Source organism: Flavobacterium akiainvivens, from assembly GCF_001278115.1.
Taxonomy (GTDB): domain Bacteria; phylum Bacteroidota; class Bacteroidia; order Flavobacteriales; family Flavobacteriaceae; genus Flavobacterium; species Flavobacterium akiainvivens.
On sequence record NZ_LIYD01000005.1, the window covers coordinates 1,118,487 to 1,131,712 of the forward strand.

Below are 13,226 nucleotides of genomic sequence, written 5' to 3' on the forward strand. Positions count from 1 at the left end.
ACAATGAAAAACTTCACTTCGGTAGATGATATACAAGACCTTAAAGGCCTTGTAGCCTTAGCGAAAGCCGTTAAGGCAGCACCTTATGCCAACCAGCAGTTGGGCAAAAATAAAACCCTTGGGTTATTGTTTTTTAACCCCAGCTTACGCACCAGGCTAAGCACCCAGAAGGCAGCCCTTAACCTGGGCATGCACCCTATCGTCATGAACCTGAATACTGAAGGCTGGACACTGGAGTTTGAAGATGGCGTGGTGATGGACGGCGCTGCCAGCGAACATATTAAAGAAGCCGCGCAGGTAGTTTCGCAATATTGCGATGTGATTGCCATACGCAGCTTCCCTACCCTGACAGATAAAGAGAAAGATGAAGAAGAATATGTTATCAGCGCGTTTAAAAAATATGCGTCGGTGCCGGTTATAAGCCTTGAAGGCAGTACAGAGCACCCGCTTCAGGCTGTGGCCGATGCCCTTACCATTGAGGAGTTTAAAACCAAAGAGCGCCCCAAAGTGGTACTTACATGGGCACCCCACCCCAAAGCGTTGCCACATGCCGTGCCCAATTCATTCGTAAAAGTGATGAAAAAGGCCGATGTTGATTTTATCATCACACACCCTGAGGGCTATGAGCTCAACCCCGAGTTTACCGCTGGTGTTACCATTACCCACAACCAGGATGAAGCCTTTAAGGATGCCGATTTTATTTATGCCAAAAACTGGAGCAGCTATATAGACTATGGCAAAATAACCAGCAAAGACCCATCGTGGACGGTTACACCCGAAAAAATGGCACTGACTGATAACGGCAAATTCATGCACTGCCTGCCCGTGCGCCGCAATATGATTGTGGCCGATGCCGTGCTGGATAGCGACAGTTCTATCGTAATACCGCAGTCTAACAACCGCACGTGGTCGGCACAGGCCATATTGACTAAAATATTAGAAAATGCAGAATAAGCCACAGCTTACCGTTGTAAAGATAGGCGGCAATGTAATAGATAACCCTGATGCATTAAAAGCGTTCCTGGCTGATTTTGCCCTTGTGGAAGGCTATAAGATACTGGTGCACGGCGGTGGCAAAATTGCTACCAAAACCGCCGAGGGGCTGGGCATAACCGCTGTTTTTCACGAAGGCCGCCGTATTACCGATAAGCCCATGCTTGATGTAGCGGTAATGACCTATGCGGGGCTCATCAATAAAGATATTACGGCACAGTTACAATCTCTTGGCAATAACGCTATAGGCTTTACCGGGGCAGACGGCAACCTTATTTTATCTGAAAAACGTAAAAATGCGGCTGTAGATTTCGGCTTTGTGGGCGATGTAATTTCAGTAGCCGATGAGCTGCTTAAAGTGCTGCTTTTACAGAATATAGTCCCCGTTTTTTGTGCCGTTACACACGATGGTAAAGGCCAGCTGCTTAACACCAATGCCGATACCATTGCCGCAGAACTTGCTGTGGCGTGCAGCGCCCATTTTGATGTAAAGCTGCTGTACTGCTTCGAGAAAAAAGGCGTACTGACCGATGTGGAAAATGAGGATTCCGTTATAAAAAACCTTACTTTTGAAAACTATCAGGAACTTCGCGAGCAAGGCGCCATACACTCAGGTATGCTGCCCAAGCTCGAAAACTGCTTTAATGCCCTTAACCGGGGCGTTACGTCCATAGGCATCGGCAGCCCTGAAATGATTAAAGGCGGTAGCGATTATACGCTCATTACGCCATAACACAAAACTATTTTGCATGACCGGCAAAACCATACAAACACTTACACAAGAGGCCATTGCCCTGCTAAAGCAGCTTATTGCCACACAGTCTTTTTCATCTGAAGAAGAAGGTACGGCACTGCTTATAAAGGCGTGGTTCAATAACAATAATATCCCTTTTAAAAGGGAAAACAACAACATCTGGGCATTCAATAAAAACTTTGAAGCAGGCAAACCGTTGCTGCTGCTCAATTCGCACCACGATACAGTAAAACCCAACCAGGGCTATACCCGCAACCCGCTTGAGCCAACAGTTGAAGACGGTAAGTTATTTGGCCTGGGCAGTAACGATGCCGGCGGCTGCCTGGTATCGCTCATTGCTACGTTCACATACCTGTATGAGGCCGAAAACCTGCCCTACAACCTTGTTATTGTGGCTTCTGCGGAAGAAGAAAGCAGTGGTCCTAAAGGGCTTAACAGCGTACTGAAACACCTGCCACAGCTGGAACTGGCCATTGTAGGCGAACCTACCGAAATGCAGCTTGCCATTGCCGAAAAAGGCCTGTTGGTACTTGATGTAGTGGTTAACGGTACACCGGGTCACGCTGCACATCCTAACGATAATGTAAGCATTTACAACGCCATACCCGTGACGGAGTGGTTCCGTGATTACCGTTTTGAAAAGGTTAGCGAAGTGCTGGGCCCCATGAAAATGACCGTTACAGGCATAAGTGCCGGTAAGCAGCACAATGTTATCCCCGCTGAATGTAACCTTGTGGTAGACGTGCGTGTAAACGATTGCTATACCAATATTGAAGTCCTTGAAATCATAAGGGCTGAGCTGGCTGCCAAATTTGGAGATAAGGTAACCGCTAACCCACGTTCGCTGCACCTTAACTCATCGCATATAGATAAAGACCATGCTCTGGTTCAGGCCGGTGTGGCACTGGGCAGGACAACCTATGGTTCGCCTACGCTAAGCGACCAGTCGGTACTCAGCTGCCAGTCGCTAAAGCTGGGGCCGGGCTATTCGCCACGCTCACACAGCGCCGATGAATTTATATATGTACATGAAATTGAAGAGGGTGTTGCATTGTACATAAAAATACTTTCCGGCTTCCTGAATATAACTGTAGCAGAAAACGCTGCCGCTGAAACTGAATGATTTAAGCCACTAATTTCACGAATATCCACTAATTAATTTGTGAAAATTAGTGTAATTCGTGGCAAAAAAAAGAAAAAATGAAACTCTGGGATAAAGGCATACCAACTGATAAGAAAACCGACCTGTTTACTGTGGGCAACGACCGCGAACTCGACCTTGTACTGGCCGAGTATGACGTGCTGGGCTCTATGGCGCAGGCTAAAATGCTGGCGAAAGTGGGCTTAATGACCCATGATGAGGCAGCGCAACTGGTTGCAGAACTCCAAAACATCCTGGCCGATATAAAAGCCGGTAACTTTACCATAGAAGACAGTTTTGAAGACGTACACAGCAAGGTAGAATACCTGCTTATTGAAAAACTGGGCGATACCGGCAAAAAAATACACACCGCACGCTCGCGTAACGACCAGGTATTGACCGATGTACACCTGTATCTTAAAGCCGAAATACTGACCCTAAAAAGCCAGGCAAGCGAATTATTCAACCTGCTTATGGATATGGCCAAGCAGTATGAAAACGTACTCTTGCCGGGCTATACGCACTTTCAGGTGGCTATGCCGTCGTCTTTTGGCATGTGGTTTTCGGCCTACGCAGAGACTTTGATTGACGATGTTACCATGCTGAATGCCGCGCTAACGGTGGTAGACCAAAACCCATTGGGTTCGGCGGCGGGATATGGCAGCTCGTTCCCAATAGACCGTACATTTACCACGCAGGAAATGGGCTTTGCAACCCTTAAATACAACGCTGTTGCTGCACAAATGAGCCGTGGCAAGGCCGAGAAAACCACTGCTTTTGCAATGGCATCGGTAGCCGGAACGCTGAGCAAGCTGGCTATGGACATTACTCTGTACCTGAGCCAGAATTTCAGCTTTATAAGCCTGCCGCAGCATTTAACTACCGGCAGCAGCATTATGCCGCACAAAAAGAACCCTGATATTTTTGAGCTTATCCGCGGCAAGTGTAATAAGATACAGGCATTGCCGTATGAACTTACGCTTATAACCAACAACCTGCCCAGCGGCTACCACAGGGAGTTCCAATTATTGAAAGAAGGCCTCTTCCCTGCCCTGCAAACGCTGAAATCATGCCTGGAAATGGCGCATTATTCCGTAAAGGAAATCAAGGTCAACGAGCATATTTTAGACGATAAAAAATACGATTACCTCTTTACGGTAGATGCACTTAATGAACTGGTTACAGGAGGCATGCCTTTCCGCGATGCTTATAAAATTGTAGGCGAACAGGTAGAGAACGGCACGTTTGTATCGCCAAAGGCTACAAAGCACACCCACGAGGGCAGCATTAATAATTTGTGCCTGGAGGAGATAAGAAAGAAAATGGAACAACAGCTAAAATAGCTATATTTGGGTAAGCAAAACCACAGCTATGAAAAACCATTTAGGCATTGACCCGGATGACTTGGATGATATCCTTATCAAAATTCAAAACTCATTTGGTTTTGAATTTAAAAAAGAGGACTTTTTTGATGGTATGACCTATGGTCAACTGGTTGATTGCATTAGTAACAGGATTACCTTACAGCATATAGATGATTGTACGTCGCAACAGGCTTTTTATAAGCTAAGGGAGGCTTTAGTTACAGCAGGCATCACTGAAAAAGAAAACATAATGCCTGATGCCCTGCTGGAAGATATTTTTGGCAAACAAAACAGGAAACAATCTGTAAATAAAGTAAGGAAACTGTTAGGCTTTGATTTCTATATTTTTGCTTTGCCGGCATATATAGGGTGGCCTGTAGCAATTGTAATAATTGCATCGCTTATAGGCCTTTTTTTTAGCTGGAAGTTTATATATGGAATTGCCATTGCTATTGCAGTGCTTTACATAAGCACTAAAGTAAACTCTAAATTTGGTTACAAAACCATAAGACAACTGGTAAACAGCCTTGTTGAAACTAATTATACCAAACTAAGGCGAAACCCCGGCACGTATAACAAGTATGAGGCAGTACAAATGGTAAGGTCAATTTTCTTAGATTACGGATTTGAAGAAGAAGAACTTACACCTGATGCCGTTGTAATATAATGAAAAGCTTTCTCCTCACGTTTATCATAATCTTAACGGCACTATCCTTTAAAAAAGAGCAACCGGCACTACTGGCTACAAAAACAGCCGGTACTGTTAAGGATTCCGTTAAGGTTATAGATACGCTACTTGTTATAGATAGCCTTAATTTTACAAACCCTAAAGGCAATAGCATACTTACTGAAGCTATAGCACAAAAAGTACTCGAAGAATATTATGCAGCAAAAGGCATACATAATCTTGAAACAGGCTATCAGGATGAAGAAGGAAATCAAATGTGTGCATACTATGATACCCTTTACAGGTATCATCTCAATAACGATAATCATGAAGACGGTATTATAAAATACCACATTATGCCGTGTCTTGCTTCAGGCCATTGTTATCAGCCTACACGTGCAATTATTACCAAAATAAACGGAAAATATACTCTAATATCTGCAGAGCTCCTGCCTTCTTACTTTGGTATTGACACTATTACTTCTGATAATAAATACAACTATCTGTATTTTTATAAATTCAATTGTCCTGAACACGATATTATTGCACGTTACAGGTCAAAAATTCCCCGCTATTAAACCTTCCCCCTTACCACGCCTGCATCAATAGCATCGTGTGATTCATCATACACTGATTTACCATCCTTAATAACCAGTACCTGTGGGCTTTGGTGTACAACATTAAAACGTGTGGCAATTTCGTTGCTTACATCACGATGTTCTATCAGGTCAAGAAAATACGGCTTGGCGTTATCGGCATCAATGGCATATTCGTTTTCGAAATTCCTCAGCGCCATACGGCTTACGGGGCAGCGTGTGCTGTGCTTAAAGATAATAACAGGCTGCGTGGCCGATTCTGCGACCACATCATCCAACTGTTTTAGTTGTGTTAAATCATTCCACTTAAAGGTTGAACCTGTTGTACCTTTACTGTCAGAATTACCGAATAAATTACCAAAAAGACTCATTTTGTTACTGATTTAAGACAATTTGTCGGTTTATATTGCGCTATTTGCATCATAATCAGACTATTTGTCGGATTTTACGGACTGGAATTAAAATTGCCTGTTACATTTCAAAAATAATCAAATTACGATATGAACTTTGCCAATTTTACTATAAAATCACAGGAGGCCATACAAAGGGCACAACAAATAGCCCAGGGCCTGGGCCACCAGCAGATAGAGAACGAACACATCGTGAAAGCTATCCTGGAGGTTGATGAGAATGTTACCCCGTTTTTACTGAAGAAACTCAACGTAAACCTGGGGTTGTTTACCCAAATATTAGACAGCACACTGCAAAGCTTCCCTAAAGTACAGGGCGGCGAAATGGGCATTTCGCGTGATGCATCTACCGCGCTAAACGAGGCCGGCAACATTGCCCGCAAAATGAACGATGAGTTTGTGAGCATTGAGCACCTGCTGCTGGGTATTTTCAACACAAAAAGCAAGGTAGCCCAGATTTTAAAAGATCAGGGCGTTACCGAAAAAGGCCTTAAATCAGCCATTGAAGAGCTACGCAAGGGCGAACGCGTTACTTCGGCGAGTGCCGAGGAAACCTACAATTCGCTTAACAAATATGCCAAGAACCTGAACCAGCTGGCTAACGACGGCAAACTCGACCCGGTTATTGGCCGTGATGAGGAAATTCGACGTGTGCTGCAAATTTTGAGCCGCCGCACCAAGAATAACCCTATGCTTGTGGGTGAGCCCGGCGTGGGTAAAACCGCCATTGCCGAGGGCCTTGCACACCGTATAATCCAGGGCGATGTGCCTGAAAATCTTAAAAATAAGGTGGTGTACTCGCTTGATATGGGTGCACTGATTGCCGGCGCCAAATACAAAGGCGAGTTTGAAGAAAGGCTTAAATCGGTTGTAAAGGAAGTTACTTCTGCCGAGGGCGATATTGTACTCTTTATAGATGAGATACATACCCTTGTGGGTGCCGGTGGTGGCGATGGCGCTATGGATGCCGCAAACATACTAAAGCCTGCCCTTGCCCGTGGCGAACTGCGTGCCATAGGTGCCACAACGCTCGACGAGTACCAGAAATATTTTGAGAAAGACAAGGCGCTGGAGAGGCGTTTCCAAAAGGTAATGGTAGATGAGCCCGATACCGAAAGTGCCATCTCCATCCTTCGCGGTATTAAGGAGAAATATGAAACCCACCACCAGGTGCGCATTAAAGACGATGCCATTATAGCTGCCGTAGAGCTTAGCCAACGCTATATTACCAACCGTTTCCTTCCGGATAAGGCGATCGACCTTATGGATGAAGCCGCCTCTAAGCTGCGTATGGAAATCAATTCCAAGCCGGAAGAACTTGATGTGCTGGACCGCAAAATAATGCAGCTGGAGATTGAAATTGAAGCCATTAAGCGTGAGAATGACGAGCCCAAGCTGAAATCGCTGGGCATGGAACTTGCCAACCTTAAGGAAGAGCGCAACGAAATATATGCCCGCTGGAAAAGCGAGAAGGATGTGGTGGATAACATTCAGGCAGCCAAGACTGATATTGAAAACTTTAAGCTGGAAGCCGAACGTGCCGAGCGTGAAGGCAATTACGGCAAGGTAGCCGAACTCCGATACGGCAAAATTAAGGAAGCTGAGGAAAAGCTTGCGGCTATGGAGCAGCAGCTTGCCGAAACACAAAAAGGCCACAGTCTTATTAAAGAAGAAGTTACGCATGAGGATATTGCAGAGGTGGTAGCGAAATGGACAGGCATACCGGTAACCAAAATGCTGCAAAGCGAACGCGAAAAACTGCTTAACCTTGAAGCCGAGTTACACAAACGCGTTGTGGGCCAGGAAGAAGCCATTGAGGCGGTAAGCGATGCCGTACGCCGCAGCCGTGCCGGGCTACAGGACCAGAAGAAACCTATAGGCTCGTTCCTATTCCTTGGTACAACCGGTGTGGGTAAAACTGAACTTGCTAAAGCCCTCGCCTCCTACCTGTTTGATGATGAAAACGCCATGACCCGTATAGACATGAGCGAATATCAGGAGCGCCATAGCGTGAGCCGCCTTGTGGGTGCTCCTCCGGGATATGTGGGTTATGATGAAGGTGGCCAGCTTACTGAAGCCGTGCGCCGCAAGCCATATAGTGTGGTACTTTTGGATGAAATTGAAAAAGCACACCCGGATACCTTCAACATATTATTGCAAGTTTTGGATGAAGGCCGCCTGACCGATAACAAAGGCCGTGTAGCTGATTTTAAGAACTCAATCATCATCATGACCAGCAACATGGGCAGCCATATTATTCAGGAGAAGTTTGAGAACCTTAAAGGCAATATGGAAGCCGCCATTGAGGCTGCAAAGGTTGAAGTACTTGGCCTGCTAAAGCAAACCGTAAGGCCGGAGTTTATAAACCGTATAGACGATATTGTAATGTTTACCCCGCTTAGCAGCGCTAACATTCATGAAATTGTAGGCCTGCAACTTAAGAGTGTTACAAAGCTCCTGGCGCAGCAAAACATTACGCTCGATGCCACACCGGAGGCCATAGACTACCTTTCTAAAAAAGGATACGACCCTGATTTTGGTGCACGCCCGGTTAAGCGTGTGATTCAGAAAGAGGTTATGAATGAACTGAGCAAGCAAATATTAAGTGGTAAGGTTACTACTGACAGTATTATACTGCTCGACAGCTTTGACGGCCAATTGGTTTTCCGTAATCAGACTGATTTGGTTGAAAACAACTGAACTGCTTATTTAGATACTGAAACCGCCTTTTAAGGGCGGTTTTTTACGGCAAATAAAAACGGGGTTACTCACTTTGAGCTAACCCCGTTTCACATATAAGGCATTACCCGTGTGTTCAGCGGGTGCCTTTAATATCTTTATATTGGTAGTATTGACGGATGGTCATTACATTTTTATCTGAATTCTTTCTCCTGTAGCTAACTATTACCCCCAGCCCTATTGCCAGCAGGCAGCACATAAGTAGTATAAATAATGTACTAATCAGGTAGTTGCTAAAACTTATATTGTCAAACGTAAAGTTGTTAAGCACCATGTACCCGGCAAACAAACCGCCAAAGGTAGCCAGCATAATGTAAAGCAGTTTCATAGTAAAAGTGGTAAGGAGGTGAAACAATCCTGTTTATTATCAAACCAAATTTCAGCATTAAAATTGTACCCCAACAGAACTTTGTGAGTAAATAACTTTTTGTTAAGAAAACTTTAGCAGTACCAAACTTACAGGCTTATCGGGAACATCAACAAAATAAGACTTTGTGGAAAAATTATAAAATTATTTCACTTAGCATGTTAATCTTTTTAAAAACTCACACCCTTAAATTTAAAATAATCAGAAATTTGTAATAACCAAAACTACTGATTATGAACCTTAAACGCATTTTTGGCGCGGCACTCACCATATTGGGCATTGTGGGCCTTATATATGCCGCCTATATTTTTGCCAATACCGAAACCGGTGCGCAAACCATAAAAATTACAGTAATATATGGCATACTGGGCCTTATATTTTTTATAGCCGGTGTAGGCCTTGTGCGCAGTACCCGCGATGACAGCAAAGCCTGAAATATTTTTTTAAGATATTGTAATTAAAAGGGGTATTTCCTATATTTCGGGAAACAAACCTACCATGAAAATCTTCTCCTTATTTTCTGTACTTATAGTCTTGTTTATGGTTACCGCTTGTGCCGATAATGATACACAGTGTAGCGATACCGTTACCCTACAATCTTATGAACAGGACGGTTATAAACTAATTATTGATTACGAAGGTTCTGCAACTACATTAGAAGCAAGTATAACTTCAGGTAATGCCAATCCTGATGAAGGCATAATACTTCAGGCAGAAAATGATACTATCAACTTTAGCCAGGCAGGGTTACTTCCCGGTAATTATGGGCTTTATGTCAGGAGCATTTGCAATGGTGGCAAGAGTGAATGGGCATATCCAATTCCCATCCATATAAATAGCGTGTGTGACGCAACTGTTATTGTAAGTTCGCCTTCTCAAAATGGTACTTTATTTGATTTTGATTTCCTTATAGATGGCTCTGTTGATTTTCCTCTTGAAGCGAGATTTAAAAGAAATGGTAGTGAAGAATATATAACTGAGATGTACATACCTAATGGCGCAATATTTTTAAACACTATAGATATAGAACCCGGTAACTATGTTTTTTCTTTAAGAGGAACATGCAACAGCAGCAGTAAAACTGTATGGTCTGAAGGCATCGAAATCAATATAGTTGAGTATCGTTGTGTCAAACCTGTTGATTTTTTTGTATATAATACATCAGCAAATGTGGAGGTCTATTGGAATGGATACTTTGATTATAATCAATGGCAATTTGTATATATAAATGAAGAAGAACTTATTTCAACCGGAACAATACAGCCTACAATAGGAAGTTCTATTCTAACATTATCAACTTCAATTAATAAAGATTTATATGTTAGAGGTGTATGCGGAGAAAACAGTTATACTGACTGGGCAAAAGTATTTTAATCTTAAACTTTAAAAAGCAGTTATGAAAACCATATCATTATATACTACCATTTTAGCAACGTTCCTGCTCTTTATGAGTTGTGCCGATGATAATGAGAATGAGGTTAACAATTGTGGCGTAGCAATTTCGCTTCAGTCTTATGAACAGGATGGCAATACAATACTTTTAAGCTACAGTGAAAGCTCTGATATTGCTACAGAAGCAAGTATAACTACACTTAGCGGTAACCCAAATGACGGCATTATATTACCTGTAAATAATAATGAGGTAGATTTTAGCCAGGCCGGTTTAATTCCCGGTAACTATGGCCTTTACCTGCGTACTCCCTGTAGTGACGGTAGTAATGGTAATAGCAACTGGACTAATATTATACCAATTATAATTAATGAAATTTGCGATAAACCACTAACTGTAAACTCAATCTCAATTAATGGGGCTATATTAAATCGTGATATCACTACAGACATGACCGATATGAGCTATACATTACAAATTAGGTTTGTAAGCGAAAACGGTGAAAGTAAAATAACAGAAATACCCAGGCAACTCTGGCCATTATATGATTTGATACAAAGAGGGATTGCACCGGGAACTTATAGTGTTTCTTTCCGGACAGTATGTGAAGACGGAAAAAAAGGAGGATGGACAGAGCCTGTTGAAATAAATATTGAAGATTATCATTGCCTTAAACCCTATAATATCCAGTCTACAATATCAGGTGGTGGAAATGTTTATATATGGTGGTGGAATGGCAGCTATGATTATGCCCAATGGCAGTATGTAATTGTACCAGAAGGCCAGCCATTAGAAAGCGGCACGATTATAACAACAGACAGCCCTAGCCTACCTTTATCAAATTATTCTGCAAAGGATATATACGTAAGAGGTGTATGTGGTGAAAATACTTATACCGATTGGGTTCAGGTATGGTAAGTGCAACCAAAAAGTAACGTTAAACCGTTGTGATATAAGCAAATGATATGGTAATTTTATAATAACCAACAAATTACCATTATGAAATCACTTATAGCAAAACAAAGCATTAAAATAGACGCCTCACCTGAAAGGGTTTGGCAAATACTCACAAAGCCGGAATACATTCGCCAGTGGGGTAGCCTGCCTGAAGATTTTGGCGATTATGAAATAAGCCCTGAAACGGTTCTCAACTACCCCCAGTCACGCCTTAGTGTAGCCCTGTTTGAAATGAATAAGGCGCTTGGGTACTCACTCTATATGCCAACATGGGAAGAGGAAGTAACTACTGTAGGGTATACATACCGAATTTCTGCTGATGAAGACGGGCATACCTGGCTTACTACTGAAATTGGCGATTTTGCCATACTGGTTGAGGGTGATGCCTATTATAAAGACAGCCTTCGCTTTAGCGATACTGCCTCGCACAGAATAAAAGAGCTCGCCGAGAAAAAAGAAGTATTGCTGTAGGCATATTCCGTATATTCGCAGCAAAAATCAACCCAGGTAAATGGAAAATATAACCCTATCTAACGGCATTCTTACGGCTACAATAAACCCTAAAGGTGCAGAGCTTAATTCATTAAAAAACAACAATACCGAATATATTTGGGAAGGCAATGCCAAATACTGGGGCAAGCACAGTCCGGTGCTCTTTCCTATTGTGGGTACGCTTAAAAACAATTCTTACCTGTACAACGGCCAGCCTTATGCACTTAGCCGCCACGGCTTTGCAAGAGATAACGTTTTTACCGTTAAAGGGCAAAACGAGAATAGTGTAACGTTCAGCCTTTCGTCAAACGAAGAAACTAAAAAAGTCTATCCGTTTGATTTTGAGTTGCAACTGGTGTATACGTTAAACCAAAAATCACTTGAAATAAAATATAATGTTATAAATAAAGGAGCTGAACCCCTGCCCTTTTCTATAGGTGCACACCCTGCTTTTGCTTTACCGGGAAATTTTGAAAGCTACAGCCTTGTTTTCGAAAAAGAAGAACCCCTGGCAAGTACACAGCTTGAAAACGACCTGATTGGCAACACATCAATTGAAATAGCCACAAATGGCAATGTGCTACCCCTAAATTATGGGTTATTTGCTAATGATGCCCTTATTTTTAAAACACTAACATCTAATGCCATAACAATTGCCAAAGATAACGAGCCTGTCCTTAAAGTAAACTTTACAGATTTTCCGCACCTGGGTATCTGGACAAAAGAAGACGCACCTTTTATTTGTATAGAACCATGGCAGGGTTATAGTGATGCTACTAATAGCAATGGCATTTTTAAAGAAAAAGAGGGCATCATTATTTTACCTGAAAATGAAACCTTTACAGCCGCCTTTACAATAGAAATTCTTAAGGGCAAAAAACTATAACGCAACCCCCTGGTGGTTTTTACATCTACTCATAAAACCAAATAGTATGAAAACCTTAATAACTAAACTTTTATTTTTTGCCGGCGCTGTATTTATATTACAGGGCTGTAGCATTAATAACGACGACAATTATTGCTTTAACAGGGCATACATGGCCGCTACAGCGGTAGTAGGCCCGGCAACTACCCAGGTTAATGTAGAGGTAGAATTTATGGTTACCTTCCCCATAGTAAACAGCTGCGGTGTATTTTATGACTTTGCCGAGCTAAACACCACGTTTCCAAGAAGAGTTGCAGCAGCGGTAGATTATACCGGGTGTAATTGCAACGAAACAACTACATCGGTTACAAAACCTTATAAATTTAAAGCTTCTGTACCGGGCACTTACATATTACACTTTTTGACACAAAACGATGGATCACCCATTATAAAAACAATTGAAGTAACAGAATAAGCCTGTTAGCTAAAAT

The 13,226-nt window shown here is 42.6% G+C and carries 15 protein-coding genes; 13 read left to right on the plus strand and 2 right to left on the minus strand.

Annotation, left to right across the window (positions count from 1 at the left end; translation table 11 throughout):
- Positions 1–3: 3 nt before the first annotated feature.
- From AM279_RS05105 to AM279_RS05130, 6 genes are all read left to right on the plus strand, one after another.
- Positions 4–954, plus strand: coding sequence for an N-acetylornithine carbamoyltransferase (locus AM279_RS05105; RefSeq protein ID WP_054406673.1), 951 nt, complete (start codon positions 4–6; stop codon positions 952–954).
- On the plus strand, positions 944–1,726 hold the full coding sequence (gene argB / locus AM279_RS05110; RefSeq protein ID WP_054406674.1) for an acetylglutamate kinase: 783 nt from the start codon (positions 944–946) through the stop codon (positions 1,724–1,726). Before AM279_RS05105 ends, argB begins: the two co-directional genes overlap by 11 nt.
- A gap of 16 nt (positions 1,727–1,742) precedes the next feature.
- Positions 1,743–2,870, plus strand: a complete 1,128-nt coding sequence (locus AM279_RS05115) for a M20 family metallo-hydrolase (RefSeq protein WP_054406675.1) — start codon at positions 1,743–1,745, stop codon at positions 2,868–2,870.
- Between the two features lie 77 nt (positions 2,871–2,947).
- The gene (argH, locus tag AM279_RS05120) at positions 2,948–4,231 is read left to right on the plus strand and encodes an argininosuccinate lyase (protein WP_054406676.1); all 1,284 of its coding nucleotides are present in this window, start codon (positions 2,948–2,950) and stop codon (positions 4,229–4,231) included.
- A gap of 28 nt (positions 4,232–4,259) precedes the next feature.
- Positions 4,260–4,919, plus strand: a complete 660-nt coding sequence (locus AM279_RS05125; protein ID WP_054406677.1) for a hypothetical protein — start codon at positions 4,260–4,262, stop codon at positions 4,917–4,919.
- Positions 4,919–5,497, plus strand: coding sequence for a hypothetical protein (locus tag AM279_RS05130; RefSeq protein ID WP_054406678.1), 579 nt, complete (start codon positions 4,919–4,921; stop codon positions 5,495–5,497). The genes AM279_RS05125 and AM279_RS05130 overlap by 1 nt, the downstream gene beginning before the upstream one ends.
- Here the strand turns inward: AM279_RS05130 and ytxJ are convergent.
- Positions 5,494–5,886 (minus strand): bacillithiol system redox-active protein YtxJ, encoded by a 393-nt coding sequence (ytxJ, locus tag AM279_RS05135; protein WP_054406679.1) that lies wholly within the window; start codon positions 5,884–5,886, stop codon positions 5,494–5,496. The genes AM279_RS05130 and ytxJ overlap by 4 nt on opposite strands.
- Positions 5,887–6,015: 129 nt before the next feature.
- On the opposite strand from ytxJ, the gene clpB reads away from it, so the two are divergent.
- Positions 6,016–8,625 carry an ATP-dependent chaperone ClpB gene (gene clpB, locus AM279_RS05140; RefSeq protein ID WP_054406680.1) on the plus strand — a complete coding sequence of 870 codons (2,610 nt, stop codon included), beginning with the start codon at positions 6,016–6,018 and terminating at the stop codon, positions 8,623–8,625.
- A 115-nt stretch (positions 8,626–8,740) separates the two neighbouring features.
- On the opposite strand, the gene AM279_RS05145 is transcribed toward clpB, so the two are convergent.
- Entirely contained in the window at positions 8,741–8,992 is a 252-nt protein-coding gene (locus AM279_RS05145; RefSeq protein ID WP_054406681.1) for a hypothetical protein, read from the minus strand.
- Between the two features lie 272 nt (positions 8,993–9,264).
- Between AM279_RS05145 and AM279_RS05150 the strand changes: the two genes are divergently transcribed.
- From AM279_RS05150 to AM279_RS05175, 6 genes are all read left to right on the plus strand, one after another.
- Positions 9,265–9,465 (plus strand): hypothetical protein, encoded by a 201-nt coding sequence (locus AM279_RS05150; protein WP_054406682.1) that lies wholly within the window; start codon positions 9,265–9,267, stop codon positions 9,463–9,465.
- A 64-nt stretch (positions 9,466–9,529) separates the two neighbouring features.
- Positions 9,530–10,405, plus strand: a complete 876-nt coding sequence (locus AM279_RS05155) for a hypothetical protein (protein ID WP_143090329.1) — start codon at positions 9,530–9,532, stop codon at positions 10,403–10,405.
- Positions 10,406–10,427: 22 nt separating this feature from the next.
- Positions 10,428–11,339, plus strand: coding sequence for a hypothetical protein (locus tag AM279_RS05160; protein ID WP_054406684.1), 912 nt, complete (start codon positions 10,428–10,430; stop codon positions 11,337–11,339).
- Positions 11,340–11,420: 81 nt separating this feature from the next.
- Positions 11,421–11,849: an SRPBCC domain-containing protein gene (locus AM279_RS05165; protein WP_054406685.1), complete on the plus strand. Its 429-nt coding sequence runs from the start codon at positions 11,421–11,423 to the stop codon at positions 11,847–11,849.
- Between the two features lie 40 nt (positions 11,850–11,889).
- Positions 11,890–12,756, plus strand: a complete 867-nt coding sequence (locus AM279_RS05170) for an aldose 1-epimerase family protein (RefSeq protein WP_054406686.1) — start codon at positions 11,890–11,892, stop codon at positions 12,754–12,756.
- A gap of 46 nt (positions 12,757–12,802) precedes the next feature.
- The gene (locus tag AM279_RS05175) at positions 12,803–13,210 is read left to right on the plus strand and encodes a hypothetical protein (protein WP_054406687.1); all 408 of its coding nucleotides are present in this window, start codon (positions 12,803–12,805) and stop codon (positions 13,208–13,210) included.
- Positions 13,211–13,226: the final 16 nt, after the last annotated feature.

What these genes read in the sequence shown, in the direction of transcription:
- AM279_RS05115 (WP_054406675.1), top strand. Translation starts at nt 1,743, where the DNA reads ATGACCGGCAAAACCATACAAACACTTACACAAGAGGCCATTGCCCTG.
- argH (WP_054406676.1), top strand. Translation starts at nt 2,948, where the DNA reads ATGAAACTCTGGGATAAAGGCATACCAACTGATAAGAAAACCGACCTG.
- AM279_RS05160 (WP_054406684.1), top strand. Translation starts at nt 10,428, where the DNA reads ATGAAAACCATATCATTATATACTACCATTTTAGCAACGTTCCTGCTC.
- AM279_RS05155 (WP_143090329.1), top strand. Translation starts at nt 9,530, where the DNA reads ATGAAAATCTTCTCCTTATTTTCTGTACTTATAGTCTTGTTTATGGTT.
- AM279_RS05145 (WP_054406681.1), bottom strand. Translation starts at nt 8,992, where the DNA reads ATGAAACTGCTTTACATTATGCTGGCTACCTTTGGCGGTTTGTTTGCC.
- AM279_RS05150 (WP_054406682.1), top strand. Translation starts at nt 9,265, where the DNA reads ATGAACCTTAAACGCATTTTTGGCGCGGCACTCACCATATTGGGCATT.
- AM279_RS05105 (WP_054406673.1), top strand. Translation starts at nt 4, where the DNA reads ATGAAAAACTTCACTTCGGTAGATGATATACAAGACCTTAAAGGCCTT.
- AM279_RS05170 (WP_054406686.1), top strand. Translation starts at nt 11,890, where the DNA reads ATGGAAAATATAACCCTATCTAACGGCATTCTTACGGCTACAATAAAC.
- AM279_RS05165 (WP_054406685.1), top strand. Translation starts at nt 11,421, where the DNA reads ATGAAATCACTTATAGCAAAACAAAGCATTAAAATAGACGCCTCACCT.
- AM279_RS05130 (WP_054406678.1), top strand. Translation starts at nt 4,919, where the DNA reads ATGAAAAGCTTTCTCCTCACGTTTATCATAATCTTAACGGCACTATCC.
- argB (WP_054406674.1), top strand. Translation starts at nt 944, where the DNA reads ATGCAGAATAAGCCACAGCTTACCGTTGTAAAGATAGGCGGCAATGTA.
- AM279_RS05125 (WP_054406677.1), top strand. Translation starts at nt 4,260, where the DNA reads ATGAAAAACCATTTAGGCATTGACCCGGATGACTTGGATGATATCCTT.
- AM279_RS05175 (WP_054406687.1), top strand. Translation starts at nt 12,803, where the DNA reads ATGAAAACCTTAATAACTAAACTTTTATTTTTTGCCGGCGCTGTATTT.
- ytxJ (WP_054406679.1), bottom strand. Translation starts at nt 5,886, where the DNA reads ATGAGTCTTTTTGGTAATTTATTCGGTAATTCTGACAGTAAAGGTACA.
- clpB (WP_054406680.1), top strand. Translation starts at nt 6,016, where the DNA reads ATGAACTTTGCCAATTTTACTATAAAATCACAGGAGGCCATACAAAGG.